Genomic DNA, 24,185 nt, shown 5'->3' with positions numbered 1-24,185 from the left:
TTTTGTCTTTACAAAAACCTTCCCACTTGATAAAATAAGAACATACGTTCGATAAAGAATGATAGAAAAGAGGAAAAAAGATGGACCTATCTAGAAAAATAGAAATCCTCGCTGAATCAGCGAAATATGATGTTTCCTGTTCCAGCAGCGGGGTTGTCGATAATAATCGCTCAGGTACCGTTGGTAGTACTGCGAAAGCTGGAATCTGCCATTCCTTTACTAGTGATGGACGCTGCGTTTCTTTACTGAAGCTATTATTTACGAATGCCTGTATTTTCGATTGTCATTATTGTATCAACCGCAAGTCCAATGCTATCCCACGCGCCACCTTTACACCACAAGAAGTTGCAGATTTAACGATGGATTTTTATATGAGAAATTACATCGAAGGACTTTTTTTAAGTTCAGCTATTATTAAAAATGTCGATTATACAAGTGAGCTTCTGATAAAAACGTTGAAGATCTTACGATATGAGAAAGGCTTCAAAGGATATATCCATGTAAAAGCTATTCCTGGAGCCGATGAAAAATTAATTGAAGAATTGGGGTTTCTTGCTGATCGAATGAGTGTCAATGTTGAGTTACCCTCACGAGAAAGCCTTAAGCTTCTAGCACCAGACAAAGATCCTTATGCTTTATATAAACCTATGAAACAAATCACTCAAAAGAAAAAAGAGCAATCACTGGTTCCTGCCTTGAGAAAAGGCAGTTCGTTTGTGCCAGCTGGACAATCCACTCAAATGATTATCGGTGCTTCTCCTGAAAGTGATCATTCAATTGTAAAAATCGCCGAAAATCTTTATCAGAAATACGAGCTAAAACGGGTCTACTATTCAGCCTATATCCCTGTAAATCACGATTCCTTATTACCTGCTGTGACAACAGATCCGCCTTTACTACGAGAACATCGATTGTATCAGGCAGATTGGCTTTTGCGTTTTTATCGTTTTTCAGCTGACGAAATTCTATCGCCGGAAAAACCAAATTTCAATTTATATTTAGATCCAAAAGCAAATTGGGCAGTTCAAAACTACGATCATTTCCCTATTGACGTTCAAACGGCTTCCTATGAGCAATTGCTACGAATCCCTGGGATCGGACCAAAAAGCGCCCAAAACATTGTTAAAGCTCGTAAATACTATAATTTGCACTTATCTGATTTGAAAAAGCTGGGCGTTGTTGTTAAGCGTGCTCAATACTTTGTCAGTTGCAATGGAGCTGTTCAACCTGGCTTGATTCAAGAGCCAGAGTGGATCATCTCTTCTTTGATTTCTTCTAAACAATACGATACTTTAAAAAAACACAATACCCAATCTCAGCATGAACAATTATCTTTGTTTGACGTTGAACGCTTAGAAGCAACGAAAAGAAAGGAAGCGCATTATGCATATTGAAAGGACAACTGACGTTTGGGAATACGACGGCAGTTACTATGGTTTTTTAACAGTTGTTTATCATGCATTTAAAAAAAACAGTTTTCCTGAGATGATTTTGACACCTGAGACGTCTGTTGAAACCCTATTTCTTAGTGAATGGATCGATACCAACGAAAAAATAGCAAAAAAAATGTATGAACGACTGGTTCAACGAGTACGAAAGGAAAATGTCCAATTTATCGTAGAGGGTTTTTATTGTTCATTGAAAAATAAGGAACGTTGCTTACTAGAAGCAATTTATCTTGCTCTAACCTCCAAGGATTTGTTAACGAATCATCTAGGTCATCCAGCTATTTTGGCTTTACAAAAGTCAATCCAGGCACTGTTTAGTGAAGTGCATTTATTTACCGGCTTTGTTCGTTTTGAATATATTGGTACATTATTATATAGTCAAATTACACCAAAGCATTTTTCATTGCCTTTTTTATGCCCACATTTCGCACGAAGATACCCAAATGAAACACTCATGATCTACGATGAAACACACCGTCTCCTTGCAATGATTGAGCAGTCTCATATTCGTTTTATCGAAAACACAGACCCACCTGCTTTTCAGACACACGATTCTGAACAAGACATTCAACAAAATTGGCGCACGTTTCTTCAAGCTGTGACGATCGATGAACGAAAAAATGAACGAGTTCAGCTGTCACATTTACCAAAACGTTTTCGAGGCAATATGATCGATTTTCAATGAGAAAAAAATAGTGACTGGACTTAACTCTATGAGTCATAGTCCAGTCACCTAACTAGCAGAAGTAGAAACTACTACGCTACTTTGTTTTGATCACATCAGTGTCTAAAATACGAGCTGCCAAAGGTTGACGATTTTAAAAGAAACGAAAGGCCCTTTACCAAAATAGCCTGAGTATAAGAGTTGAATTGCTTCTATAGGAATCGTTCACTTTTGGAAGCTTAGTACGTGTTCAATTTTATGTTAATTGATTTTAAGATGAATTTTTTTGACGATTAATTTGTCTGGCAACTGCGATTGATTGCTCTGCTCTCCAATCACTTCGGCAAAAATATTGGTTCGATCTTCCTTTTTTTGCAACTGATAATCAATTTTGCCAGTTTCATTCAATTCATTCATCATTTCAGTGTAATTATCTGTTTCATTTTTTTTCGTAATAAACCCTAATGCAGTTAATTGCTCATCTAGATTTTTAGCGGATATCAACGAGCCAAAAGCAACTTTCTTACGAATTGATTGTTCCAACTCAGCAATTTTCACTGTTGGATCTTGTTGTTCAGACTGCTTTTCAATCAACCGTTCATATTGTTCAGCTGTCAGCATGACTCCTGCAACCCTGTTTCTATTATAAATATAGACACCTGTGTTCTCTTTTTTTGCCGTTGCAAAAACTGTCATCGGAGATTGTTTCACATCAGTGATCGAAACAGAAATTTCTTTTTTACTTTTCATTAGTCAACTTCCCTTCCTAGACGATTATATCATACACAAAAATTGTGTGAAGGGCTTTTGAGTTGTCTGTCGAAAACAGGACGTATTTATTGAGCAATTCCAACTACATTTTAAGCATTTTCTTCAACTAAAATTTAAATCTATAAGATCAATCGATTGCCTTAAAACCAATATCTTTGCGGTAAAATGTACCTGTAGTATCTGCTTGTGTCAAGCGATCATAGACTGCCTTTTGAGCTTCCTTCAAGGTGTCTCTACTAGCTTCAACAAGATAAACACGACCGCCAGTTGAAACCAATCGCTCTGCTTGTTCCTTCACGCCTGCATAATATATATGCTCGTTGGTAGTATCTGAAAAAGCAGGGAGCAGCTGATCTTTTAGGTAGTCTCCAGGATACCCGTTCGCAGCTACGACGACACCAAAGCTATAGCCCTCTTGCTTCCATTCAACTTTTGGTGTTCTATCCTTAAGTAAATCATCGATAATTTGTGCTAAATCACTATCTAAGCGCTGCAAAACAACTTGAGTTTCGGGATCACCAAAACGAGCGTTAAATTCAATCACCTTAGGACCGCTCTCTGTCGCAATTAGTCCAGTATACAAAATACCAGTAAAGGCTCTCTCTTCTTGGATCATACCAAGAGCCGTTGGTTTTACAATTTTATCTATCGCTTCTTGTACCAGCGCCTCTGAAATTTGCGGAACAGGTGTATATGCCCCCATTCCACCGGTATTCGGACCCAAATCGCCATCATATGCGCGTTTATGATCTTGTGCTATGACCATAGGATAAACCTCATGATTTCGTACGAAAGCTAGTAGTGAGAACTCTTCTCCTTCTAAAAATTCTTCAACGACTACTTTGGCACCGCTTTGACCAAATTTATTATCCTTTAGCATATCTTCCAAGGCTGTAATTGCTTCAGCAGTTGTTTCAGCAACCACAACACCTTTCCCTGCCGCTAAGCCATCTGCTTTAATTACAATCGGTGCTCCTTTTAAAAGAACGTAGGCTTTTGCTTGTTCAAAATCATAAAATGTTTGATGATCTGCTGTTGGAATCCCATATCGATTCATCAATTCTTTAGCAAAATCTTTTGAGCCTTCAATAATTGCGGCTTCCTTTTTAGGTCCAAAAATCAGCAGTCCTTCCCGCATAAAATCATCAACGATTCCATTTAACAAAGGAACTTCAGGGCCAACAAATGTCCAGTCGATATTTTTTTCTTTTGCAAATGTAATCAAACCTGCATGGTCATCTTCAGCAATATCGACAAGCTGAATTCCATCTTTTTTCATACCTGCATTGCCTTTGGCACAATAAACAGTAGAAACCTTAGGGCTTTGAATCATCTTTTGTGCAATTGCATGCTCTCTACCGCCGCTTCCGATCACTAAAATATTTAATCCCATGATAAACTCCTTTTAATGTCTAAAGTGTCTAATATTTGTAAAGACCATGGCGATTCCATATTTATCCGCCATTTCGATCGATTCTTGGTCCTTGATACTTCCACCAGGTTGTATAATTGCCTTAATGCCGTGTTTGCCAGCGTATTCTACACTATCCCCCATAGGGAAAAATGCGTCACTGGCTAATACTGCACCTTCTATATTTTCAGCAGCTTGTTCCATTGCGATCTGAACTGAGCCCACACGATTCATTTGTCCAGCACCGATACCCAAAGTTTGATGATTGTTAGCGACCACGATGGCATTACTTTTCACATGTTTAACAGCTTTCCAAGCAAATTCAAGAGCAGCCATTTCTTCATCACTCGGTGTTCTTTTCGTCACGACTTGCCAATCTGCTGCATCTTCTTTCACTACATCCTGATCCTGAATCAATAACCCACCTAATACTGTTACTTTTTCGTTTTTAAGTGCTTGATCCTTTTTAGAAAAATCTAAAGTCATCAAACGAAGATTTTTTTTACTGGTCAAAATGCTTAACGCCTCATTTGAAAAGCTTGGTGCAATGATAATCTCAAGAAATAGCTTATGCATTTTTTCTGCGATCTGTTGATCCACCTCACGATTTAAAACAAGAATACCGCCAAAAATAGAAACTGGATCCGCTTCGTAAGCATATTGATAAGCCTCATTGATTGTTTCACCGATCCCTATCCCACATGGATTCATGTGTTTGACCGCAACGACAGCTGGTTGGCTATACTCTCTAGAAATCCGAATTGCTGCATCAGCATCGCGAATATTGTTGTAAGATAATTCTTTACCATGTAATTGTTTTGCACTAGCAATTGAAAAATCAACTGGCAACGCATCTTGATAGAATTTAGCTTCTTGATGGCTATTTTCACCATATCGCAAAGTTTGCTTCAATTCATAGGTCAAAGTAACTGATTCAGGTTCTGTTTCATTGACCAGCTCTGTTAAATATTCTGCGATCAGTGCATCATAAGCAGCTGTCTGTCTAAAGACTTTGGCCGCCAATCTTTTTCTAGTAGAAAGTGTTGTTTCTCCTGCTGTTTCGAGTTCTGATAAAATCAATGAATAATCTGACGGATCAACGACAACTGTCACAGCTTGATGATTTTTGGCAGCACTACGTAACATGCTGGGACCGCCAATATCGATATTTTCAATAGCTTCTTCTTCTGTTACAGCTTCTTTTAAAATTGTTTCTTTAAAAGGATATAAATTGACACAGACAAAATCGATTGGACGAATTTCATGTTGCGCCATTGCCTCCATATGCGTATCCAAATCACGTCTTCCTAATAAGCCACCGTGAATTTTAGGATGCAATGTTTTAACTCTACCATCCATCATTTCTGGAAATCCTGTCACTTCTTCAATGGAAAGAGTCGGAATCCCAGCCTGATCAAGAGCCGCTTTGGTTCCTCCTGTAGAAATAATCTCTATCTCTTGTGCAACTAATCCTTCAGCAAACGGAACCAATCCTGTCTTATCTGAAACACTGATCAATGCTCTTTTTTTTATCATGAACAACTCTCTCCCTGCTGCGTTTTTATTATCTGGGCTAACACTTCTGGATATAATTTATGCTCAATCGCATGAATTTTTGTTTCTACATCTGCCAACGTGTCATCTGCTTCAATTTCGACAGATTGCTGGGCAATGATCGGTCCTGTATCCACGCCATCATCAACATAATGAATAGTAACTCCTGTTGTTGTTGCACCACTCTCAAACGCATCTTTAATTCCTCTTAGACCTGGAAAATCGGGAAGTAAAGAAGGATGGATGTTGATGATTTTATTTGAAAAGACCTCTAGCAAAGTTGGACCAATAATTCTCATGTATCCGGCTAAGATGATCAAATCGATTTGTTCTTCTTCAAGCAAATGAAGCAGCTCCGCTTCATATATTTCTTTCGATTCAAAATCCTTAGGTGAAAATGAAATAACTGGAATAGACAGATCCTTAGCTCGTTGAATAACATACGCTTCTTTTTTATCACAAAACAATAAGCTGATTTCTCCTTGAATCCTTCCAGCTTTAACTGCCTCAGCAATTGCTTGAAAATTACTGCCGTTTCCGGAAGCAAATATCGCTAATCTCATGTTCACACCTCTTTAAAAACAATCGACTGATTTTCTCTTTCACTAACTTTTCCGATTACGTAGCTTGCTTCGCCTGTTTCTTTTAAAAGCGTTTGAACGCTATCAACGTTATCCGGCGCAACAGCCAGTACCATACCAATCCCCATATTAAAAATCTCATACATTTCCAAATGAGCGATTTGACCATACTTTTCAAGCGTTGTAAAAATCGGCAAGTTCGGCCATGAACCGAATTGGATCTCTGCACAAAGACCTTCAGGCAGCATACGAGGAATATTTTCTACAAAACCACCACCTGTGATATGAGCAGCACCGTTGATCAATGATTGTTTAATCAACGGAAGCAGAGATTGAACATAGATTTTTGTCGGCTCTAGCAACTCATCGTATAATTGTTTCTCATTTAATTCTGGAAGGGTAGAATTTCCTGTAAAGGAATGCATCTCAAAGAAAATTTTCCGCACAAGCGAATAGCCATTTGAGTGGATCCCACTTGAAGGCAAGCCAATTAATAGATCACCAGCTTTGACATTACTTCCTGTAATCACTTGACTTTTATCTGCCACACCTACAGCAAATCCCGCTAAGTCATAGTCAGCTTCGCCATACATACCAGGCATTTCGGCTGTTTCACCGCCAATCAGTGCAGCTCCTGCTTGAAGACACCCGTCAGCGACCCCAGCAACCACTTTTTCTAAACGCTCTGGAACATTTTTTCCTGTGGCTATATAGTCAAGAAAATATAACGGCTCTGCCCCTTGGGCAACGATATCATTGACACACATCGCCACACAATCGATCCCGATCGTATCATGTTTATCTGCATCAATCGCAAGCATTAATTTTGTTCCTACCCCGTCTGTTCCCGAAATCAAGACAGGTTCCTTCACTTCCACCTTACTCAAATCAAAACATCCGCCAAAACCGCCCAATGCTCCCATCACACCAGCACGCTCTGTACGTTTAACATGTTTCTTGATTCTTTCTACTACTTCATAGCCAGCTTCAACATCTACACCAGCTTTTGCATAGGCATTTGCCATTTGTGTTCCTCCCCGTTCTTTCAATTCCAGCACGTAAAATCATTTATCAAACGAAACTGATTTTATCCTTTAAAGAGGATCGATACGTTTCTTCATAATCATATAAAGGTGTCGGATAATCCCCGTTAAAATAGGCCATACAAAGCCCTGAATAAGGTGCATCATAAGAAAGACCAATCGCATCGATCAATCCTTGTTCACTTAAGAAATTCAATGAATCCGCTGTGATCAGCTGCTCGATTTCTGCAACCGAATGATTGGCGGCAATTAATTCTTTTCTCGTTTGAATATCAATTCCATAAAAACAAGGGTATTTCAACGGTGGAGAAGCGATCCGAACATGAACTTCTTTCGCTCCTGCTTCTTTGAGCAGTTGGACAATTCGGCGACTCGTAGTTCCACGAACAAGTGAATCATCTACCATGATCACTCGTTTGCCTTCAACTACACCGCGAACAGCTGATAGTTTCATTCGAACGCCTTGTTCTCTTAGCTCTTGTGTTGGTTGAATAAATGTTCGTGCAATGTATTGGTTCTTGACTAAACCCATTTCATACGGAATGCCGCTTGCTTCAGCATAACCACTCGCTGCAGAAAGTGATGAGTTTGGCACACCCACTACCATATCTGCTTCGACCGGCGCTTCCTCAGCAAGACGTTTGCCCATATTTTTCCTAGCAGTATGAACATTTACACCGGCAATATTTGAATCTGGTCGAGCAAAATAAATGTATTCCATCGAACAAATAGCATATTGCGTATCCTCCGTATATTTTTCAATCCGATAGCCGTTATCATCAATAATGATCAATTCTCCAGGTCCAACATCTCGAACAAAGGTCGCTCCAATCACTTCAAGTGCACACGTTTCACTGGTGATCACATAGGCTCCATTTTTCATCTGACCGATGGATAAGGGACGAAAAGCGTTAGGATCAAGTGCGGCAATCATAGCAGTCTCCGTCATCAACACATAGGCAAAGCCGCCTTTGACTTTTCTCAAACTGTCCTTAAGCTGCTCAATGAATGTAGGCTCTTTACTACGGCGGATTAAATGCATTAAAATTTCAGTATCAGAGTTAGAATGAAAAATTGCTCCATCTATCTCTAATTCTTTCCGTAAGCTCTTCGCATTTGTCAAATTTCCATTATGAGCTAAACCACAGGCTCCATCAAAAAATTTAAATAGAAACGGTTGAATATTATCTACACTGCCATTACCGGCAGTTGCATAACGAACATGTCCAATTGCTGAATTCCCTTTAAGTGACGCTAGTGAACGCTCATCTTTAAACACTTCCGAAAGTAAGCCCAAGCCACGATGACCATTCAATTTCCCTTCATGATTCGTAACAATACCAGCACCTTCTTGACCGCGATGCTGTAAACTATGAAGACCGAAATACGTCACTCGTGCGGCATCTGGATGTCCCCAGATCCCGAAGATCCCACATTCTTCATTTAAACTTTTTACTTCATAAGACATGGAATGGCTTCCTCCCATCCTTCTTTCGCCTTTAGTGTCGGTATCTCTATTTTTTGATCGGCTGTTTGTATGTCAATTGTTCCCAAATCAGTTACAGTACCGATTTTTTGCGCTTTTTCTTGCATTACTTGTTCAAATTCTGTTTGATTTTCTGGTTTCACTGAAAGGACAAAGCGTGATTGCGTTTCAGAAAATAATAAGGCTGCGTTCATTTCCAGATTCACTGTTAAACCTAAGTTATTTTTAAAGGCTGCTTCTGCAAGCGCCACACCTAAGCCTCCTTCGGAACAATCATGAGCACTTGCAACAACTCCTGCTTTGATTGCTGCTAACACTAACTGTTGATTTTCCTTTTCGACTGCTAAATCAACGTTCATCAGCTTTCCTTCGATTCGTCCTAGTTGCATCTTTTGTAACTCACTGCCATTAAAATCTGCTTTTGTTTCTCCTACCACATAAATCAAATCGCCTGCTGCTTTGAAATCTTGCGTAGTGATATCTTTTATATCTGAAATCAGCCCTACCATACCAATAACAGGTGTCGGGTAAATGGCATTTCCATTCGTTTCATTATATAGAGAGACATTCCCAGAGATGACTGGTGTATCTAAAACGTTACAGGCTTTTGCGATACCATCCGCAGAAGTCCATAGCTCCCAGAAGCCTTCTGGTTTATCTGGTGAACCATAGTTCAAACAATCCGTGATTGCTAAGGGCTGCCCCCCGCTGGCAACAATGTTTCTGGCAGCTTCGGCCACAGCAATCTGTCCTCCGATTTCAGGATTCAGATAAAGATAGCGAGCATTGCAATCGGTTGTCATCGCCAGTGCTTTATTTGTACCACGCACACGTAAAACAGCAGCATCGCTACCAGGTAATACGACTGTATTTGTTCTCACTTGTGAATCATAAGTTTCATAAATCATTTTTTTCGATGCAATGGTCGGTTGCTTAAGTAAATCGAGTAATGTTTGTGCTCCATCAATAGATGTTGGGTAAAAATCAGCTAACGCTTCAAAGGCCTTGATTCTAGCTGGTTCCTGTTTTTCTTTATGATAAACTGGCGCATCTTCCGCTAAGGCATCAACTGGTAAATTAGCTACTTCTTCACCTCTATGGTTCAAACGATATAATCCATCATCCGTTACTTTTCCAATCGTCACCGCATCTAAATCATACTTTTGAAAAAGATCGATCACTGTTTGCTCATGTCCTTTTTCAACACAAATCAACATCCGCTCTTGCGATTCAGACAGCATCATTTCATACGGTGTCATACCTGTTTCTCGCTGCGGCACATCATCCAAATCTAAAATCAATCCTGAACCAGCTTTTGAAGCCATTTCTGCACTGGATGATACGAGACCAGCAGCGCCCATGTCCTGAATTCCTACTAAGATATCTGAATGTTCTAGAATCAATTCCAGACAAGCTTCTAACAATAATTTTTCCATAAAAGGATCGCCAACTTGCACAGCTGAGCGCTGTTGTTCTTCTCCCTCAACAAACTCTTCAGAAGCAAACGTTGCTCCATGGATACCGTCACGTCCTGTTTTCGCTCCGACATACATGATAGCATTCCCTACACCTTTGGCTTGACCCTTTTGAATATCCTTATGATCGATCAATCCCACACACATCGCATTTACTAAAGGATTTCCTTCATAGCAAGGATCAAAAGCAACTTCACCGCCAACCGTTGGAATACCGATACAATTACCATAACCGCTGATTCCCGCAACAACTTCTTCTAAAAGGTATTTGGTCCGCTCATTCGTCAACTCACCAAAACGCAAGGAATCCAATAACGCAATTGGTCTAGCACCCATACTGAAAATATCACGAATGATCCCGCCAACTCCAGTTGCTGCGCCTTCATATGGTTCTACCGCCGAAGGATGATTGTGGCTCTCAGCTTTGAAAACGACTGCTTGACCATCACCAATATCGACAATTCCGGCACCTTCTCCCGGTCCCTGTAAAACTTGCGGTCCTGACGTAGGAAATTTTTGCAAAACAGGTTTTGAATTTTTGTAAGAGCAATGCTCACTCCACATCACTGAGAACAAGCCTGTCTCCGTATAATTTGGCATACGACCTAAAATGTCTTCTTCGATCAGCCGATACTCTTCATCCGTCAAGCCCCAATCAGAATAGATCCGCTGTTTTTTGATTTCTTCTGGTGTTGGTTCTGTTACTTTCATCATGCGTTTGCCCTTTCCTTTGCGTAATTTTTAACGATCGATTTGAAAAAACGTAACCCGTCATCAGAGCCTAAAAGACGTTCCATTGCTCTTTCTGGATGAGGCATCATTCCTAAAACATTTCCTTTTTCATTGATGATCCCAGCAATGTTTTCCAAACTTCCATTAGGATTTTCATTTGCATACGTAAAAACGATCTGCTGATTTGCCTTTAATGCTTCAAGTGTTTCTTCATCACAATAATAATTGCCCTCGCCGTGAGCAACTGGGATTTGGATCTGTTCATTTTGTTCATATTCAGATGTAAAATTCGTTTGATTGTTCACGACGTTTAATGTCACCGTTTTACACACAAAATGAAGAGATTCATTACGAATCAAGGCACCTGGCAGTAATCCTGCCTCCGTTAGTACTTGGAAACCATTGCATGTACCAAAAACAGGCTTTCCTTCCTCGGCAAAGCGAATAACTTCATCAATGATTTTAGAAAAACGAGCAATAGCTCCGCATCTAAGATAATCGCCATATGAAAATCCGCCTGGAATCAACACTCCATCAAAACCTGCTAGGCTTTCAGCATCATGACGGACATATTCTGCCTCTTCCCCTAAAATATCTTTGACAGCCCATAAAAGATCCATATCACAATTTGATCCAGGAAAAACAATGACTGCAAATTTCATATTAATCAGCCTCCGTGATTTCATAGCGGTAGGTTTCCATGTTGACATTTGCCAATAACTTATCACAAATTTCTTCGATCACTGTTTCCACAGGTCGTTCGCTTTGTGCTACTTTGATCTCAAAATATTTACCAATACGAATTTCTTCGATTTCATCGAAACCTAAACGGTGGACAGCTCCTTTTACCGCTTCTCCTTGTGGATCTAAAACTGAATCCTTGTACGTAACATAGACCTTTACTAGATAATTCATTGACTATTCCCCTTTTTATTAGTTAAATTTTTTCTCCAACCGATCTAACACTTCTTGATAAACTGGTACGATTTCTCCTAAATTTTTTCGATAAACATCTTTATCCAATGGCTCATCTGTTGCTAAATCCCACAAACGACACGTATCAGGAGTGATTTCATCTGCTAATAAAATCTCGCCGTCGGCTCGTCTGCCAAACTCAACCTTAAAGTCAATCAGCCGTATATCGATTTCCTTAAATAACTCAATTAGTAATTGGTTGATTCTAAATGCCTCTTTTTTAATGGTTTCTATTTCCTGCTCGTTTGCGATTTTAAGAATCTGAACGTGATCATCATTGATCATTGGATCATCTAACGCGTCTTCCTTGTAATAAAATTCAAGGATTGGACGTTCCAATTGAATTCCTTCCCCAAAAGCCAAACGCTTAGCAAAGCTGCCCGCTGATACATTTCTGATCACGACCTCTAGAGGAATAATGTCAAGCGCTTGAATCAATTGTTCGTTTTTTGATAATTGTTTGATAAAATGACTGGCTAAGCCTTTCTTGTGTAATTGTTCAAAAACGATTGAGGTTATTTGATTATTCAAATTCCCTTTACCAAAAATGACATCCTTGCGAGCTCCGTTTAATGCTGTTGCCTGATCTAAATATTCTACTCGTAATTGATCTGGCACGTCTGTTTTAAATAGTTTTTTAGCTTTACCTTCATACACTAATGCATCCTTCATTGCTACTCAACACTCTCTTTCCCGTACGTTAAATGTAATAAAACCGAAAATAATTCGTTTATTAACCTTGTTTACATTTTAACAAGCTATATTTTGAGCGTCAACCTATTTATTAACAATCTAATCCTTTTTATTATTATCGTTCGTGTTTTCGCCGGAACATCCTTTTACTGCTCCTTCAAACAAGAGAAAAGCACCTGTAAGCATTTACAAGAAAGGACAAAAGTGGTATGCTAATAAAAAATAGCTTTTTAATCTGTTATTGTTTTTTATGGATGATTTTTTAGGAGGGACCACCAGAATGACTAGCGATTATGATACTTTGACCCAGGAGTTTTTGGCAGGATTAGTACTTGAAGAGCGAACCAAATTGTATAATGATTTACTGGCACTAGAAGAAGTACACAAGTTGAACCAGCACAGCTCATACTACACATTCAAAAATCTAAAACGCGTGTTCCGCCGTCGTTCCGAAAGAAGAAAACGGACATTTCGCTATATAAATAGCCATAATAACGAATTGCTTATCCATCAGATTCATGAACAGCACTTCTTTAAAAATAAGTATTGTATTCAAATATATTTTAACTCAACTGAATGTAGCTATATTGTCATCGAACAATTACTCGCTACTTTAAAAGCACCTGATGTTTCTCCGCTTCGATCATTTAGAGAAATTGCGGTTTAACCGTTCAGACAAACAATTGAAAACTTGGCTTGAGCTCTGAGAGCTTCAGCTAAGTTTTTTTATTACCAAAGGAGGTTTTTATGGAAAAATTAAAAGTCAGAGTCACTGTTGATCGTCCATTTGGTTACTTGGATTCTTATGGTAATCGCTATCCAGTCAATTATGGGTTTGTAGCAGGTGTGATCGGCGGGGATGATGAAGAGCAAGATGCGTATATTTTAAATGTTCCGGCAAAAAAGTTAGAAACGTTTGTTGGTATTGTTTCTGCTGTGATTTATAGAAATGATGACAACGAAACGAAATGGATTGTCATTCCTGAAGATTCCTCGATATCTGCAAAAGAAATTGAGGCGCAAACTTATTTTATTGAACAACATTTTGATAGCTATGTAGAGATGCTCTAAATCCGAACAAACAACGAGAAAAAGGCAACTTATTCAAAATAGCAAGAAATCCACAAAAGTTTGAAGAACAACTTTCGTGGATTTCTTGCTATTTATTAGAGCTAAATACCTTTGTCTCGGTCTTTTTAGGCAAGTCCCACTCGCTCAAAAATAATATCTACATTTTTTAAATGATAGTTATAATCAAATGCATCGTCTAATTCTTCTTTTGTCAGAACAGAAGTAATCTTTTCATCTGCATCAAGTAATGGTCTAAACGCTGTTTGATGATCCCAAGCATACGCTGTTTTAGGCTGTACTAAGTCATAAGCTGCTTCTCTTGCCATACCATGATCAATTAATTTTAAAAGCACACGTTGGCTATATATCAATCCGAACGTCGCATCCATATTGCGTTTCATATTTTCAGGAAAAACAGTTAGATTTTTCACAATAGTAGAAAAGCGATTCAGCATGTAATCTAGTAAAATCGTTGTATCTGGAATGATGATCCGCTCAGCAGAAGAATGTGAGATGTCTCTTTCATGCCATAATGTAACATTTTCATACGCAGTTACCATATGTCCACGAATCACTCGAGCAAGTCCAGTCATATTTTCTGAGCCGATTGGATTACGCTTATGAGGCATTGCAGATGATCCTTTTTGTCCCTTTGCAAAAAATTCTTCCACTTCACGCGTTTCAGATTTTTGCAGTCCGCGAATTTCAGTTGCAAATTTCTCAATACTTGTGGCAACCAATGCCATTGCAGATAAATATTCTGCATGTAGATCACGAGGTAAAACCTGTGTTGAGATTTCTTGCGCTCTGATCCCTAATCGTTCACAAACATAGGCTTCAACAAATGGCGGAATATTCGCAAATGTACCTACTGCTCCACTGATTTTTCCAGCTTCTACACCTTTTGCAGCATGCTCAAAACGCTCTAAGTTACGTTTCATTTCTGAATACCACAATGCTAATTTCAATCCAAAGGTTGTCGGTTCAGCATGTACGCCATGTGTCCGCCCCATCATTACAGTATGTTTATGTTCTTTTGCCTTTTCCCCAATGATTTCAGTAAATCGTTTTAGATCTTCTCGTAAAATATCATTGGCTTGCTTCAATTGATAACCATAGGCTGTGTCAACAACGTCTGTACTGGTTAAACCATAGTGAACCCATTTTCGTTCGTCACCCAATGTTTCCGATACTGCTCGTGTAAAAGCAACCACATCGTGTCTGGTTTCTGCTTCGATCTCTAAAATACGCGCAACATCAAACGATGCATTTTCACGAATTTTCTGTACATCTTCTTTTGGTATCTCGCCCAATTCAGCCCAAGCCTCATCAGCTAAAATCTCAACTTCCAACCATGCTTTGTAACGGTTCTCATCTGTCCAAATAGCGCCCATTTCCGGTCGTGTATAACGATCAATCATTCGTTTATCTGCTCCTTTTTAATCCCAAATATTCGTTTGGTAAATCTCTTCTAATGTTTCAAATGTGTCTTCTGTTAAAATCGTAATGTGTCCCATCTTACGATCTTTTTTTGCTTCTGCTTTACCATAATAGTGAAAATGCCAGTCTGGCTTTTCAGAAATGATATCCATTGTTTCATAGATCTCGTTACCTAAAATATTGACCATTACCGCTCCAGATAAAAGATCCACTTTTGCCAGCGGCCAACCACATATTCCACGGATATGAGCATCGAATTGGCTCATTGAACAAGCTTCGATCGAGTAATGTCCAGAATTATGAGGTCTTGGTGCTAATTCGTTCACATAGATGCCACCATCATTCGTCAAAAACATCTCAACAGCCAAAGTTCCAGCTAAATCAACGGACTCCGCAATAACAAGCGCTATCCTCTGTGCTTCAGCGATAACCTCTTCTTCTACTCTCGCTGGAGCAATCGTTTCATGAAGAATATTGTTACGGTGGATGTTTTCCACAACAGGAAATACAGTATATCCTCCTTGACCATTGCCGCTTACAAGAACAGAGATTTCTTTTTCGTATGGGATCCATGCTTCTAAGACACATGTTCCTTCTCTCAATAAAGGCATGGAAGCTGCCACATCAGAGGTACTGTACAAGACAAATTGGCCTTTACCGTCATAACCGCCTCTAGTAGTCTTTAAGACGCAAGGATACCCAATTCCATCAATCGCATCTTGAATATCTGTAGGACTAACAATTGTTGCATATGGGGCAATAACAATGTTATTTTCTTCTAAAAATGATTTTTCCAATAAGCGGTCTTGGGTGATTGCCAAAAGATCTGTTCCCTGAGGAATCTCGACCAAATCCTGTACTTGCATCAATGTTTCAACATCCACATTTTCAAATTCATACGTCAAAACCTGTGAACGTGTTGCCAATTCTTTCAGAGCTTCTAAGTCATCATATTCAGCTAATAAATGCCAATCAGCGACCTGAGCAGCTGGACAATCGACTGTTGGATCCAAAACACCAACGCGAAACCCCATTTCACGTGCGCTCAACGCCATCATTCTACCTAATTGTCCGCCGCCGACAATACCGATCATTTGCCCCGGCAATAACGGTTTATTCAAGTTCATCACTACTTTCCATCACTGTTTCTTCAAGAAATTTCCGCTCAGCGGCTAATTTCCCTGCTAACTCTACATCATACATGGAAAGCATCTGAACTGCAAGCAGTCCGGCATTCGTTGCACCAGCTTTACCGATAGCAGTGGTTGCAACAGGAACTCCTCCAGGCATCTGAACAATCGATAATAAAGAATCCAATCCATTCAAAGCTTTCGATTGAATCGGTACACCAATCACCGGTAATGTTGTCTTCGCAGCAATCATTCCCGGCAAATGAGCTGCACCTCCTGCTCCTGCAATGATTACCTTGATACCACGATCTCTCGCCTGTTCCGCGAATCTAAACATATAATCAGGTGTTCGATGCGCAGAGACTACCTTTTTTTCATACGAAATGCCAAATGCTTCTAAACGGTCGCACGCATGCTTCATTGTGGGCCAATCTGATGTACTTCCCATTACTACTGAAACCAAGACAGACATAACATTCCCCTTCCTCTATTCTTCTTCATTTTAGCAATGCTGTACGTAGCTGTCAAAATAAAATCGAATATTAGAGTATTTTTTTATACTAATGTTCGTATATACAGACAAAATAAAGAAAAACCAAAATAGTATTCGGTTTTTCTTCCTATAGTTCTCTTATTTTATATCAGATTTTAAACCATTAAATAGTAAATTCAAAATAATTGCTGTTAAACTACTCATCACGATTCCGTTTCCAGTAAACATGCGCAAGGTTTCAGGCATCTGCTGGAATAAGGTTGGCATCATAGTGAAGCCTAAACCGAAACCAATCGAAATAGCAATAATCAATAGATTTTTATCATTTGTGTAATCGACTTTTGATAGCATTCTCATTCCTTGAACAGCTACCATACCAAACATCACTAGCATTCCCCCGCCCAATACAGATTCTGGAATTATTTGAGCGACCGCGCCGACTTTTGGCAATAGCCCTAAAGCAATTAAGAAAAACGCGGAATAGTAAATCGGTCTCCGAGTTTTGATTCCTGAAAGCTGTACTAAACCAACATTTTGAGAAAAACCAGTATAAGGAAAGGTATTAAATATCCCACCTAAAATAACTGCTAATCCCTCAGCTCGATATCCTTTTTTCAGCTCTTCTTCTCCCACTTGTTTTCCAGTAATATCTCCAAGAGCAAAATAGACACCCGTTGATTCAACCATACTTACGATCGAAATAATGATCATTAACACGATCGATGAAATGTCAAATGTCGGTGCACCAAAGTAGAAGGGCTGTGGAAAATGAAACCAAGTCGCTTCACCAACAGGCGCTAGATCAACTTGACCTAATAGAGCAGCTAAAACTGTACCGCCGACCAAACCAACTAAAACAGCAATCGATTTGATAAATCCTCGACCCCACACTTGAACCACAATAATCAACGCTATCGTGACAAATGCTAAAAGTAAATGAGTGCCGCTACCAAAATCAGCAGCTGAAGCAACTCCGCCGCCCATTTTTTCCACTGCAACAGGTATTAAGGTCAAACCAATCACCGTAATCACGGTTCCAGTAACTAATGGCGGAAATAAGATTTTGATTTTCGAAAAAATGCCTGATACTAAAACAACAAAAATACCGGAGGCAATAATTGAACCGTAAATCGCACCAATTCCTTTATCATTCCCGATCATGATCAATGGTGCTACCGCCTGAATCGCACAACCAAGGACAACTGGCAAGCCAATCCCGAAAAATTTATTAACCGTCAACTGCAACAACGTCGCAATTCCACACATGAAAATATCAATAGAAATTAAATAAGTCATTTGTTCCGAATTAAAATTCAGACCTGTTCCAATTAGTAGTGGGACTGCTACAGCTCCAGCATACATCGCTAATAAATGCTGCAAGCCCAATACTGCGGCTTTACCGTTTTCTGTTTCTGGTTGATTCAATGCAGCAATTTGTTTTTCTTCATTTTCCAACGTTATGCATCCCCCTCAAGAAATTCAACTGCTCCATTTTGTAAAGAAGCAATCCGAGCCAAAGAAACCACTCTCATACCCATTTCTTCTAATAATGCTCTTCCATCCTGGAATGATTTCTCGATCACAATACCGATGCCATCCACATCAGCCCCAGCTTGTTGGCACAATTCGATCAAGCCTTTAGCTGCTTGACCATTTGCTAGAAAATCATCGATGATTAACACTTTATCATCACTTGATAGAAATTTTCTAGAAATAGAAATTTGACTAGTCACTTGCTTTGTAAAAGAATAGACAGAAGAGGTCAATAGTTCTTCATCCATTGTTAAACTTTTAGCTTTACGGGCAAAAATCATCGGTACATTCAATTTTTTTGCTGCAAAAAGAGCAGGAGCGATTCCTGAAGCTTCGATGGTAACAACTTTTGTAATACCTGCATTTGCAAATACTTCTGCAAACCGATAACCGATAGCCTCCATCAATACAGGATCCACTTGGTGTGTAACAAAGCTGTCTACTTTTAGTACACCATCCCCCAAAATTCTCCCATCTTCCTTGATTCGATTTACTAGTTCTTCCATTCCTTCCGACTCCTTCACCATTTTTTTCAGATCGCCAACTATAAAAAAACAAAAAAGCCTTCTTTGCAAAAAAGCAAAAAAGACCCCCAGGCTCTTTTTCACTTATAGACCAATATTTACGGTATTGGGTAGAAACGGTCATCCGTATTATGACCATATATAAGCTTCTCGTATTACTATACAATAGTATAAAACTCTGAAAATTTCAATGAAAATAATTATTTTTCATTGAAATTTTACAGAGCTTTGATTACATATATTTTTTTATACTATGAAATTAATGATTATTTTTTGATAAACGCTGCTTTACCACCTGTTGGCAGAGCAGTATTTTTAGGAACTACTCTAATTTCGATTGCTTCTAAGCGTTTAGATAGTCCTTGTGTTCCTGATGATTGACCATTTTTCGTCCATGCTTGCCAGCCGTAATCTTGAGAATGCACACGGTATTGGACATCATACTGTGTTGCCGCAGTTCCTGTCAGCTGTATTTGGATCGCTTCTAGTCTTTTCTTTTGACCTGTCGTTCCACTCAATACATTATTCGTTTTCCAACCTTGCCAACCAATATCTTGGATATGTGTTTTATATTGAATATTCCCATTTACAGAAGAATCCAACTTGATCTGGATTCCTTCTAAACGTTTCTTTTTGCCAGTTGTTCCGCTTGATTGACCAGATTGAACATAACCGCCCCAGCCAAAATCTTGTACGTGAGTTCTATAGCTTACTAAGTTTGGGGTTGAGCTACTGTTTTTTATTACTCGAACAGCAAAATCAGGTTTAAAATAGGTTGTTGAATTGATTTTTACTACTTCATTTGCATTAGGTGCGTGAATATACTGACCATTACCGATCGCAATCGCTACGTGATACGTATTTCCTTTTGCTCCCCAAAAATAAAGATCTCCTGGTTCTGCTTGTGCAACACTGATCTGATCCCCAGATTTTTCTTGAGGCACAGTATAATCACCAATATTTTTTCCAGTTACTTGCAGATAAACATAGCGAGTCAAACCAGAGCAATCAAATACATTGGGTCCTTTGCCACCCCAAGCGTATGGTTTACCTAAATGTCTTCTTGCTTCATTCACGATTTGTGTTTTCTGAGAAACCGCTGCAAAAGTAGCTGCACTTCTTGCGCTAGGCTGTTCTTCGATCGTTTCTAATGAAAAGTCAGGCATTTCTTGTATTTGTTGGATCTGCTCTGCTGTGTAACCAGCCTCGATCGCTTCTTGATAACTTTCATCCCCAAAAACCTCAGTCGCTTCAACAGACTGAGCCTTACCAACTGCCAATAATGCAAAAGCAGCGATAACTATGTAACTATACTTTTTCTTCATTTTCCCAACTCCTCATTTCATTTACTTTAATGATAACATAAAAATACTCTAATTTTGACTAGTAAAGTCAGCTTATTCTATTTTTCATTAATTTGTAATATAATTCGTTTTTGTAACAATGAGAATGAGGTTCAGTCAAAGGTCGATTGGATTCGAGCAATTGAAAGAACAATCGTATAATACGTTTTTGTATTACTCAATTTTTGCTAAATTGCTGAAGAATCTGACTTTGGCTACCGTTTATAACGTTTTAGAGTGCGGACAAAACTGATTTTTCGTTTTGTCCGCACTCTCTGTCTGCATTTTTAACTAACATTCTTTGCTCTTTATTACTCTATGGAGTTCGTTAGGTGTTAGCCTGGTCGTTTTCTTTTTCTAAATTTCTATATTTATCCATTTTATGACTAAAAAGTTCTCCGTTACTTGGTGGCGTATACGTAATGGCATTTGCCCCAGCTTGGATTGTTTCAGTGATCGATTCATCTGTCGGTCCGCCAGTAGCAATAATCGGCAGCTCCGGATATTTATTTCTAAAATATTTAACAGTCTCTGCCGTTTTCTTTCCAGCACTAATATTGATCATCGTCACTCCGGCAGCTATTTTTTCATCGATCGGAGTATGTATTGATGTCACCGTACTTACAACAGGAATATCAACAACCTCACAAACCATTTCTACCGTTTCAACGGGAGTCGGTCCGTTTAAAACTACACCAATTGATCCTTGCGCCTCAGCAAACAAGCTCATATATGCCGATCTTTGTCCTTGCGTCAATCCACCACCAACACCTGAAAATACAGGAATATCCGCCGCTTCAATGATACTTTTCGTTATTGCCGGATGCGGGGTGAAAGGATACACTGCGATCACTGCATTTGCATCTGTATTTCGAATGATAGCAATGTCAGTAGTAAAAATGATCGATTTGATTTTTTTACCAAAAATCCTAATACCGCTCGCTTGTGCAATCACTTTTGGAACTTGAACGATGTCTTGTTTCAAAGGGGTAACAATTTCCGGAACCCATTTTTCTTCCATTTAAACGCCTCCTTTTTATTAATAATCATACTTGTTCAGATCATAACTTTCAATAACATGAATCACTTTTTCTGCATAGGTCGGATCGGTCGCATAGCCAGCGTCTTGTAATGCTTGTGCTGCTTCTTTATAATTCGTTGCCAGCAAAACATTTTCATACAATCTTGGATTCCATGTGACGCCATTAACAAATAATCGTGTATGATCATCCATCGATTCTTCCCACGTATCATAAACTCTAAAATCACCTTGTATGACAATCCACTCTTCGTTTATGTATTCTCGCGTCTCCAGATTGATCTTTTTTTGGTCACCATAGGCTTTAATACCAAATAAATTATTGTATTTGGAAGCCAATGTGCTTTGCCCCCAATTTGATTCTAATATCCCCTGACCAATAATGATACTCGGTAAAACACCATAAGATGCCTGCAATTCTTGTGCATGGGGACTGATCCTATCGATAAATTGTTCTTTTGATACTTGTTCATTTTGTTGTGCTGAATTCTCTTCCTTTTTCGAGCTGTCAGACAATACATTGATTGAAAAGATAAACGCAACTCCGACAATTAATAAACCTGCAAATAATGCTGGCAAGTTCGACTGTCTTCTTTTCTTTTTATACCTTGGACTATTCATACATTCCCTACTTTTTCTTGTATTCGTTCCGAACTGTTCTCGGATAATGGCTGACTGATTATATCAGTTTTTTTCATTACAATCAATCAACAGCTGTCGTAGTTGTAGTTGTCGATGTTTTCGTTGGTACTTTTGAAGTCGTCGTCGTAACCGTTTGGCTTGTTTCAGTCGTTGTCTTTGTTTTATCTTTTTCGGTGTCGTGTCCAAAAAACACATAGATCACAGCACCCAACATTATTATGACGGATAAAATGCCTAAAATTTGTTTCACATAAAAGCTCCTCACTTACTTATTCACCAACGTAAGTCCCCATCAAATTTTCATTTACCCAATCTAGCAATTCTACTTTTGACCCTTCCAGCTGCCCTTGTAATGTCGCTGGTAGTCGAAATGTAACGATATCATCAAAACCCCATTCTCCATAAGAAACTGTGACTTTCAAATCAATAAATGCCTGTTCCTTTTTTTCATGTGCAGCTTTTGAAGGGATCAATTCAGCAATACCTACTCCTGACTGCAGCCATTTTTTGGCAATCAACGTTTTTAGTCGTTTATATTCAGACACTGCAATATTTCTTTTTTCCGGAAAAAGGATTGTTTGACGTAACACTTTTTGTGTTAGCATCCACTCATAATCCGTGAAGACATTTTTAACTTTTTGCATTTCTTCATTCGTTAAGTTAGTACGGCCTTTTTTCCAATTTTCCCAGTTTTCTTTTGAGGTTTGGAGATAGTCGGTATAAAATTTTTCTTCCGTTTCAAACTCTTCTATAATTGCATCAATAAGAATATCTATATACATTTGGTGCATGACTTTCGCCTCCTTTCTTTATTTTACTGAAAATACCACAAAAAAGCACCTCTTTGGTTCATTTATTTTTGTTTTTTTAAAAAACATTCCTCTTTTTCTTCAATAATTTTTATGATTTCACACTTTAACTTAAAATAGTCCACGATTTCACTCTTCTCATGTATAATAGGAGTGATCTTTATTCAAGGAGGAATTGATTATGGCAAATTACAATTGGGGAATAATCGGGCTTGGGGATATTGCAACCAGCTTTGCAGAAAGTTTTCATCAGGAAAATAGCAAGATTCAAGCCGTTGCATCCCGCACCCTAAGCAAGGCAGAACGTTTTGCTCAGCAGCACAATATCCCAAAAGCATATGGTTCTTTTGACGAGCTTTTGACAGACGATTCAATCGATATCATCTATGTCGCAGTGCCGAATAGACAGCATATTGAGCATATTTTAAAGGCTCTACATGCTGGAAAACATGTACTTTGTGAGAAGGCAATTACAATGAATAGTTCTGAATTAACTGAAGCGACAAAACTTGCCGAAGAAAAAAATCTGATTTTAGCTGAAGCGATGACTATTTTTAACATGCCGTTATACCACGAACTAAAAAGCCAGATCGATTCTGGTCGTTTTGGTAAATTGAAAATGATCCAAGCGCCCTTTGGTAGTTATAAAGAGCCGGATCCTACAAACCGCTTTTTTAATCCAGATTTAGCAGGCGGTGCTCTTTTAGACATAGGGACTTACGCCGTTTCTTTCGCCCGCTGGTTCCTTAGTGCTCAGCCTAAAGTGATTGCTTCTGTGATGCAGCCTTTTTCTACTGGAGTAGATGAGCAGTCCGCAACGATTCTACAAAATGATGTACAGGAAATAGCCACAGTTTCTCTGAGTTTCCAAGCAAAAATGCCCAAACAAGGCGTCGTAGCCTTTGAAGATGCGTATCTTGTCATTAATGACTATCCTCGTGCGGATGAAGCAAAGGTATATTTTAATGATGGGACAACGGAAACAATCGTTTCTGGCGATAGCTCTCAAGCACTGAATTACGAAATCACCAATATGATCCAAATGATTGAAGGCACCTTGCCGAACCGTTCTCTCTTTTTAACAAGAGATGTGATCGATCTATTAGATCAAATGCAGCAGGAGTGGGAAAAATAGTAAAAAAATAACTGGAAGATAACTTTATGAGTTACAACCAGTCGCCTAAACGATGAATAAACAGCAGAGAGGCTGGGACAGAATGAGGTGACCCCCAAAAGTTGTACATGAAAAATACAACTTTGGGAGGTCATTTTTTTGAACTTTTATGAAGCAGATTTTAAATTGAACATAGTAAAGGAATACCTTGAAG

At 38.9% G+C, this 24,185-nt stretch carries 25 protein-coding genes and 1 riboswitch; of the genes, 5 read left to right on the top strand and 20 right to left on the bottom strand.

Annotation, left to right across the window (positions count from 1 at the left end):
• The first annotated feature begins 80 nt into the window (after nt 1-80).
• Both BCR25_RS06380 and BCR25_RS06375 read left to right on the top strand, forming a co-directional pair.
• The gene (locus tag BCR25_RS06380; RefSeq protein WP_069662788.1) at nt 81-1,394 is read left to right on the top strand and encodes a putative DNA modification/repair radical SAM protein; all 1,314 of its coding nucleotides are present in this window, start codon (nt 81-83) and stop codon (nt 1,392-1,394) included.
• A complete protein-coding gene (locus BCR25_RS06375; protein WP_083242602.1) occupies nt 1,384-2,133 on the top strand; it encodes a TIGR03915 family putative DNA repair protein in 750 nt (249 codons plus the stop codon). The genes BCR25_RS06380 and BCR25_RS06375 overlap by 11 nt, the downstream gene beginning before the upstream one ends.
• A gap of 240 nt (nt 2,134-2,373) precedes the next feature.
• On the opposite strand, the gene BCR25_RS06370 is transcribed toward BCR25_RS06375, so the two are convergent.
• From BCR25_RS06370 to purC, 10 genes are all read right to left on the bottom strand, one after another.
• Nucleotides 2,374-2,862, bottom strand: a complete 489-nt coding sequence (locus tag BCR25_RS06370; RefSeq protein ID WP_069662786.1) for a type II toxin-antitoxin system Phd/YefM family antitoxin — start codon at nt 2,860-2,862, stop codon at nt 2,374-2,376.
• 148 nt (nt 2,863-3,010) lie between these two features.
• Nucleotides 3,011-4,276, bottom strand: a complete 1,266-nt coding sequence (gene purD / locus BCR25_RS06365; RefSeq protein ID WP_069662785.1) for a phosphoribosylamine--glycine ligase — start codon at nt 4,274-4,276, stop codon at nt 3,011-3,013.
• Nucleotides 4,277-4,288: 12 nt separating this feature from the next.
• Entirely contained in the window at nt 4,289-5,830 is a 1,542-nt protein-coding gene (gene purH / locus BCR25_RS06360) for a bifunctional phosphoribosylaminoimidazolecarboxamide formyltransferase/IMP cyclohydrolase (protein ID WP_069662784.1), read from the bottom strand.
• Nucleotides 5,827-6,411 (bottom strand): phosphoribosylglycinamide formyltransferase, encoded by a 585-nt coding sequence (gene purN, locus BCR25_RS06355; RefSeq protein ID WP_069662783.1) that lies wholly within the window; start codon nt 6,409-6,411, stop codon nt 5,827-5,829. Before purN ends, purH begins: the two co-directional genes overlap by 4 nt.
• A 2-nt stretch (nt 6,412-6,413) precedes the next feature.
• Nucleotides 6,414-7,454, bottom strand: coding sequence for a phosphoribosylformylglycinamidine cyclo-ligase (gene purM / locus BCR25_RS06350; RefSeq protein WP_069662782.1), 1,041 nt, complete (start codon nt 7,452-7,454; stop codon nt 6,414-6,416).
• A gap of 46 nt (nt 7,455-7,500) precedes the next feature.
• Nucleotides 7,501-8,940: an amidophosphoribosyltransferase gene (gene purF / locus BCR25_RS06345; RefSeq protein WP_069662781.1), complete on the bottom strand. Its 1,440-nt coding sequence runs from the start codon at nt 8,938-8,940 to the stop codon at nt 7,501-7,503.
• Nucleotides 8,925-11,147: a phosphoribosylformylglycinamidine synthase subunit PurL gene (gene purL, locus BCR25_RS06340; protein WP_069662780.1), complete on the bottom strand. Its 2,223-nt coding sequence runs from the start codon at nt 11,145-11,147 to the stop codon at nt 8,925-8,927. Before purL ends, purF begins: the two co-directional genes overlap by 16 nt.
• The gene (gene purQ / locus BCR25_RS06335; RefSeq protein WP_069662779.1) at nt 11,144-11,827 is read right to left on the bottom strand and encodes a phosphoribosylformylglycinamidine synthase subunit PurQ; all 684 of its coding nucleotides are present in this window, start codon (nt 11,825-11,827) and stop codon (nt 11,144-11,146) included. The genes purL and purQ overlap by 4 nt, the downstream gene beginning before the upstream one ends.
• A gap of 1 nt (nt 11,828) precedes the next feature.
• Complete coding sequence (gene purS / locus BCR25_RS06330; RefSeq protein WP_069662778.1) at nt 11,829-12,080, bottom strand: phosphoribosylformylglycinamidine synthase subunit PurS; 252 nt, start codon at nt 12,078-12,080, stop codon at nt 11,829-11,831.
• Nucleotides 12,081-12,098: 18 nt separating this feature from the next.
• Complete coding sequence (gene purC / locus BCR25_RS06325) at nt 12,099-12,812, bottom strand: phosphoribosylaminoimidazolesuccinocarboxamide synthase (RefSeq protein ID WP_069662777.1); 714 nt, start codon at nt 12,810-12,812, stop codon at nt 12,099-12,101.
• A gap of 301 nt (nt 12,813-13,113) precedes the next feature.
• Between purC and BCR25_RS06320 the strand changes: the two genes are divergently transcribed.
• Nucleotides 13,114-13,500, top strand: a complete 387-nt coding sequence (locus BCR25_RS06320) for a hypothetical protein (protein ID WP_069662776.1) — start codon at nt 13,114-13,116, stop codon at nt 13,498-13,500.
• A gap of 80 nt (nt 13,501-13,580) precedes the next feature.
• A complete protein-coding gene (locus tag BCR25_RS06315; RefSeq protein ID WP_069662775.1) occupies nt 13,581-13,904 on the top strand; it encodes an inorganic pyrophosphatase in 324 nt (107 codons plus the stop codon).
• 125 nt (nt 13,905-14,029) lie between these two features.
• Here BCR25_RS06315 and purB read toward each other — a convergent pair whose 3' ends face one another.
• The 10 genes from purB to BCR25_RS06265 all read right to left on the bottom strand — a co-directional run bounded on the left by purB (nt 14,030) and on the right by BCR25_RS06265 (nt 22,839).
• A complete protein-coding gene (purB, locus tag BCR25_RS06310) occupies nt 14,030-15,325 on the bottom strand; it encodes an adenylosuccinate lyase (RefSeq protein WP_069662774.1) in 1,296 nt (431 codons plus the stop codon).
• Between the two features lie 18 nt (nt 15,326-15,343).
• On the bottom strand, nt 15,344-16,465 hold the full coding sequence (purK, locus tag BCR25_RS06305) for a 5-(carboxyamino)imidazole ribonucleotide synthase (protein ID WP_211272498.1): 1,122 nt from the start codon (nt 16,463-16,465) through the stop codon (nt 15,344-15,346).
• Nucleotides 16,458-16,946, bottom strand: a complete 489-nt coding sequence (purE, locus tag BCR25_RS06300) for a 5-(carboxyamino)imidazole ribonucleotide mutase (RefSeq protein ID WP_069662772.1) — start codon at nt 16,944-16,946, stop codon at nt 16,458-16,460. Before purE ends, purK begins: the two co-directional genes overlap by 8 nt.
• A 159-nt stretch (nt 16,947-17,105) precedes the next feature.
• Nucleotides 17,106-18,392 (bottom strand): nucleobase:cation symporter-2 family protein, encoded by a 1,287-nt coding sequence (locus BCR25_RS06295; protein ID WP_071879570.1) that lies wholly within the window; start codon nt 18,390-18,392, stop codon nt 17,106-17,108.
• A 32-nt stretch (nt 18,393-18,424) separates the two neighbouring features.
• Nucleotides 18,425-19,006 (bottom strand): xanthine phosphoribosyltransferase, encoded by a 582-nt coding sequence (locus BCR25_RS06290; protein ID WP_069662771.1) that lies wholly within the window; start codon nt 19,004-19,006, stop codon nt 18,425-18,427.
• An 85-nt stretch (nt 19,007-19,091) separates the two neighbouring features.
• A riboswitch (purine riboswitch) is annotated at nt 19,092-19,189 on the bottom strand.
• Between the two features lie 101 nt (nt 19,190-19,290).
• Nucleotides 19,291-20,349: an NlpC/P60 family protein gene (locus BCR25_RS20955; protein WP_069662770.1), complete on the bottom strand. Its 1,059-nt coding sequence runs from the start codon at nt 20,347-20,349 to the stop codon at nt 19,291-19,293.
• 346 nt (nt 20,350-20,695) lie between these two features.
• Nucleotides 20,696-21,388 carry a beta/alpha barrel domain-containing protein gene (locus BCR25_RS06280; RefSeq protein ID WP_069662769.1) on the bottom strand — a complete coding sequence of 231 codons (693 nt, stop codon included), beginning with the start codon at nt 21,386-21,388 and terminating at the stop codon, nt 20,696-20,698.
• 18 nt (nt 21,389-21,406) lie between these two features.
• Complete coding sequence (locus BCR25_RS06275; RefSeq protein WP_069662768.1) at nt 21,407-22,027, bottom strand: glycoside hydrolase family 73 protein; 621 nt, start codon at nt 22,025-22,027, stop codon at nt 21,407-21,409.
• An 82-nt stretch (nt 22,028-22,109) separates the two neighbouring features.
• Nucleotides 22,110-22,298 carry a hypothetical protein gene (locus BCR25_RS06270; protein WP_069662767.1) on the bottom strand — a complete coding sequence of 63 codons (189 nt, stop codon included), beginning with the start codon at nt 22,296-22,298 and terminating at the stop codon, nt 22,110-22,112.
• Nucleotides 22,299-22,317: 19 nt separating this feature from the next.
• The gene (locus BCR25_RS06265) at nt 22,318-22,839 is read right to left on the bottom strand and encodes a hypothetical protein (protein WP_069662766.1); all 522 of its coding nucleotides are present in this window, start codon (nt 22,837-22,839) and stop codon (nt 22,318-22,320) included.
• A gap of 199 nt (nt 22,840-23,038) precedes the next feature.
• Between BCR25_RS06265 and BCR25_RS06260 the strand changes: the two genes are divergently transcribed.
• Nucleotides 23,039-23,992: a Gfo/Idh/MocA family protein gene (locus BCR25_RS06260; RefSeq protein WP_069662765.1), complete on the top strand. Its 954-nt coding sequence runs from the start codon at nt 23,039-23,041 to the stop codon at nt 23,990-23,992.
• The last annotated feature ends 193 nt before the right edge of the window (nt 23,993-24,185 follow it).

This window comes from Enterococcus termitis, assembly GCF_001730305.1.
Taxonomy (GTDB): Bacteria; Bacillota; Bacilli; order Lactobacillales; family Enterococcaceae; genus Enterococcus_L; species Enterococcus_L termitis.
Note: the sequence above shows the minus strand (reverse complement) of the source record. Positions and strands in the feature narration are given on the sequence as shown.

Bases quoted from the DNA above. Each gene is read 5' to 3' on its own strand.
- purF (WP_069662781.1), bottom strand. From the start codon at position 8,940: ATGTCTTATGAAGTAAAAAGTTTAAATGAAGAATGTGGGATCTTCGGG.
- purD (WP_069662785.1), bottom strand. From the start codon at position 4,276: ATGGGATTAAATATTTTAGTGATCGGAAGCGGCGGTAGAGAGCATGCA.
- BCR25_RS06320 (WP_069662776.1), top strand. From the start codon at position 13,114: ATGACTAGCGATTATGATACTTTGACCCAGGAGTTTTTGGCAGGATTA.
- purE (WP_069662772.1), bottom strand. From the start codon at position 16,946: ATGTCTGTCTTGGTTTCAGTAGTAATGGGAAGTACATCAGATTGGCCC.
- purH (WP_069662784.1), bottom strand. From the start codon at position 5,830: ATGATAAAAAAAAGAGCATTGATCAGTGTTTCAGATAAGACAGGATTG.
- BCR25_RS06380 (WP_069662788.1), top strand. From the start codon at position 81: ATGGACCTATCTAGAAAAATAGAAATCCTCGCTGAATCAGCGAAATAT.
- purM (WP_069662782.1), bottom strand. From the start codon at position 7,454: ATGGCAAATGCCTATGCAAAAGCTGGTGTAGATGTTGAAGCTGGCTAT.
- purN (WP_069662783.1), bottom strand. From the start codon at position 6,411: ATGAGATTAGCGATATTTGCTTCCGGAAACGGCAGTAATTTTCAAGCA.
- BCR25_RS06370 (WP_069662786.1), bottom strand. From the start codon at position 2,862: ATGAAAAGTAAAAAAGAAATTTCTGTTTCGATCACTGATGTGAAACAA.
- BCR25_RS06260 (WP_069662765.1), top strand. From the start codon at position 23,039: ATGGCAAATTACAATTGGGGAATAATCGGGCTTGGGGATATTGCAACC.
- purC (WP_069662777.1), bottom strand. From the start codon at position 12,812: ATGAAGGATGCATTAGTGTATGAAGGTAAAGCTAAAAAACTATTTAAA.
- BCR25_RS06375 (WP_083242602.1), top strand. From the start codon at position 1,384: ATGCATATTGAAAGGACAACTGACGTTTGGGAATACGACGGCAGTTAC.
- purS (WP_069662778.1), bottom strand. From the start codon at position 12,080: ATGAATTATCTAGTAAAGGTCTATGTTACGTACAAGGATTCAGTTTTA.
- BCR25_RS06290 (WP_069662771.1), bottom strand. From the start codon at position 19,006: ATGGAAGAACTAGTAAATCGAATCAAGGAAGATGGGAGAATTTTGGGG.
- BCR25_RS20955 (WP_069662770.1), bottom strand. From the start codon at position 20,349: ATGAAGAAAAAGTATAGTTACATAGTTATCGCTGCTTTTGCATTATTG.
- BCR25_RS06280 (WP_069662769.1), bottom strand. From the start codon at position 21,388: ATGGAAGAAAAATGGGTTCCGGAAATTGTTACCCCTTTGAAACAAGAC.
- purQ (WP_069662779.1), bottom strand. From the start codon at position 11,827: ATGAAATTTGCAGTCATTGTTTTTCCTGGATCAAATTGTGATATGGAT.
- BCR25_RS06275 (WP_069662768.1), bottom strand. From the start codon at position 22,027: ATGAATAGTCCAAGGTATAAAAAGAAAAGAAGACAGTCGAACTTGCCA.
- BCR25_RS06315 (WP_069662775.1), top strand. From the start codon at position 13,581: ATGGAAAAATTAAAAGTCAGAGTCACTGTTGATCGTCCATTTGGTTAC.
- purB (WP_069662774.1), bottom strand. From the start codon at position 15,325: ATGATTGATCGTTATACACGACCGGAAATGGGCGCTATTTGGACAGAT.
- purL (WP_069662780.1), bottom strand. From the start codon at position 11,147: ATGATGAAAGTAACAGAACCAACACCAGAAGAAATCAAAAAACAGCGG.
- BCR25_RS06265 (WP_069662766.1), bottom strand. From the start codon at position 22,839: ATGCACCAAATGTATATAGATATTCTTATTGATGCAATTATAGAAGAG.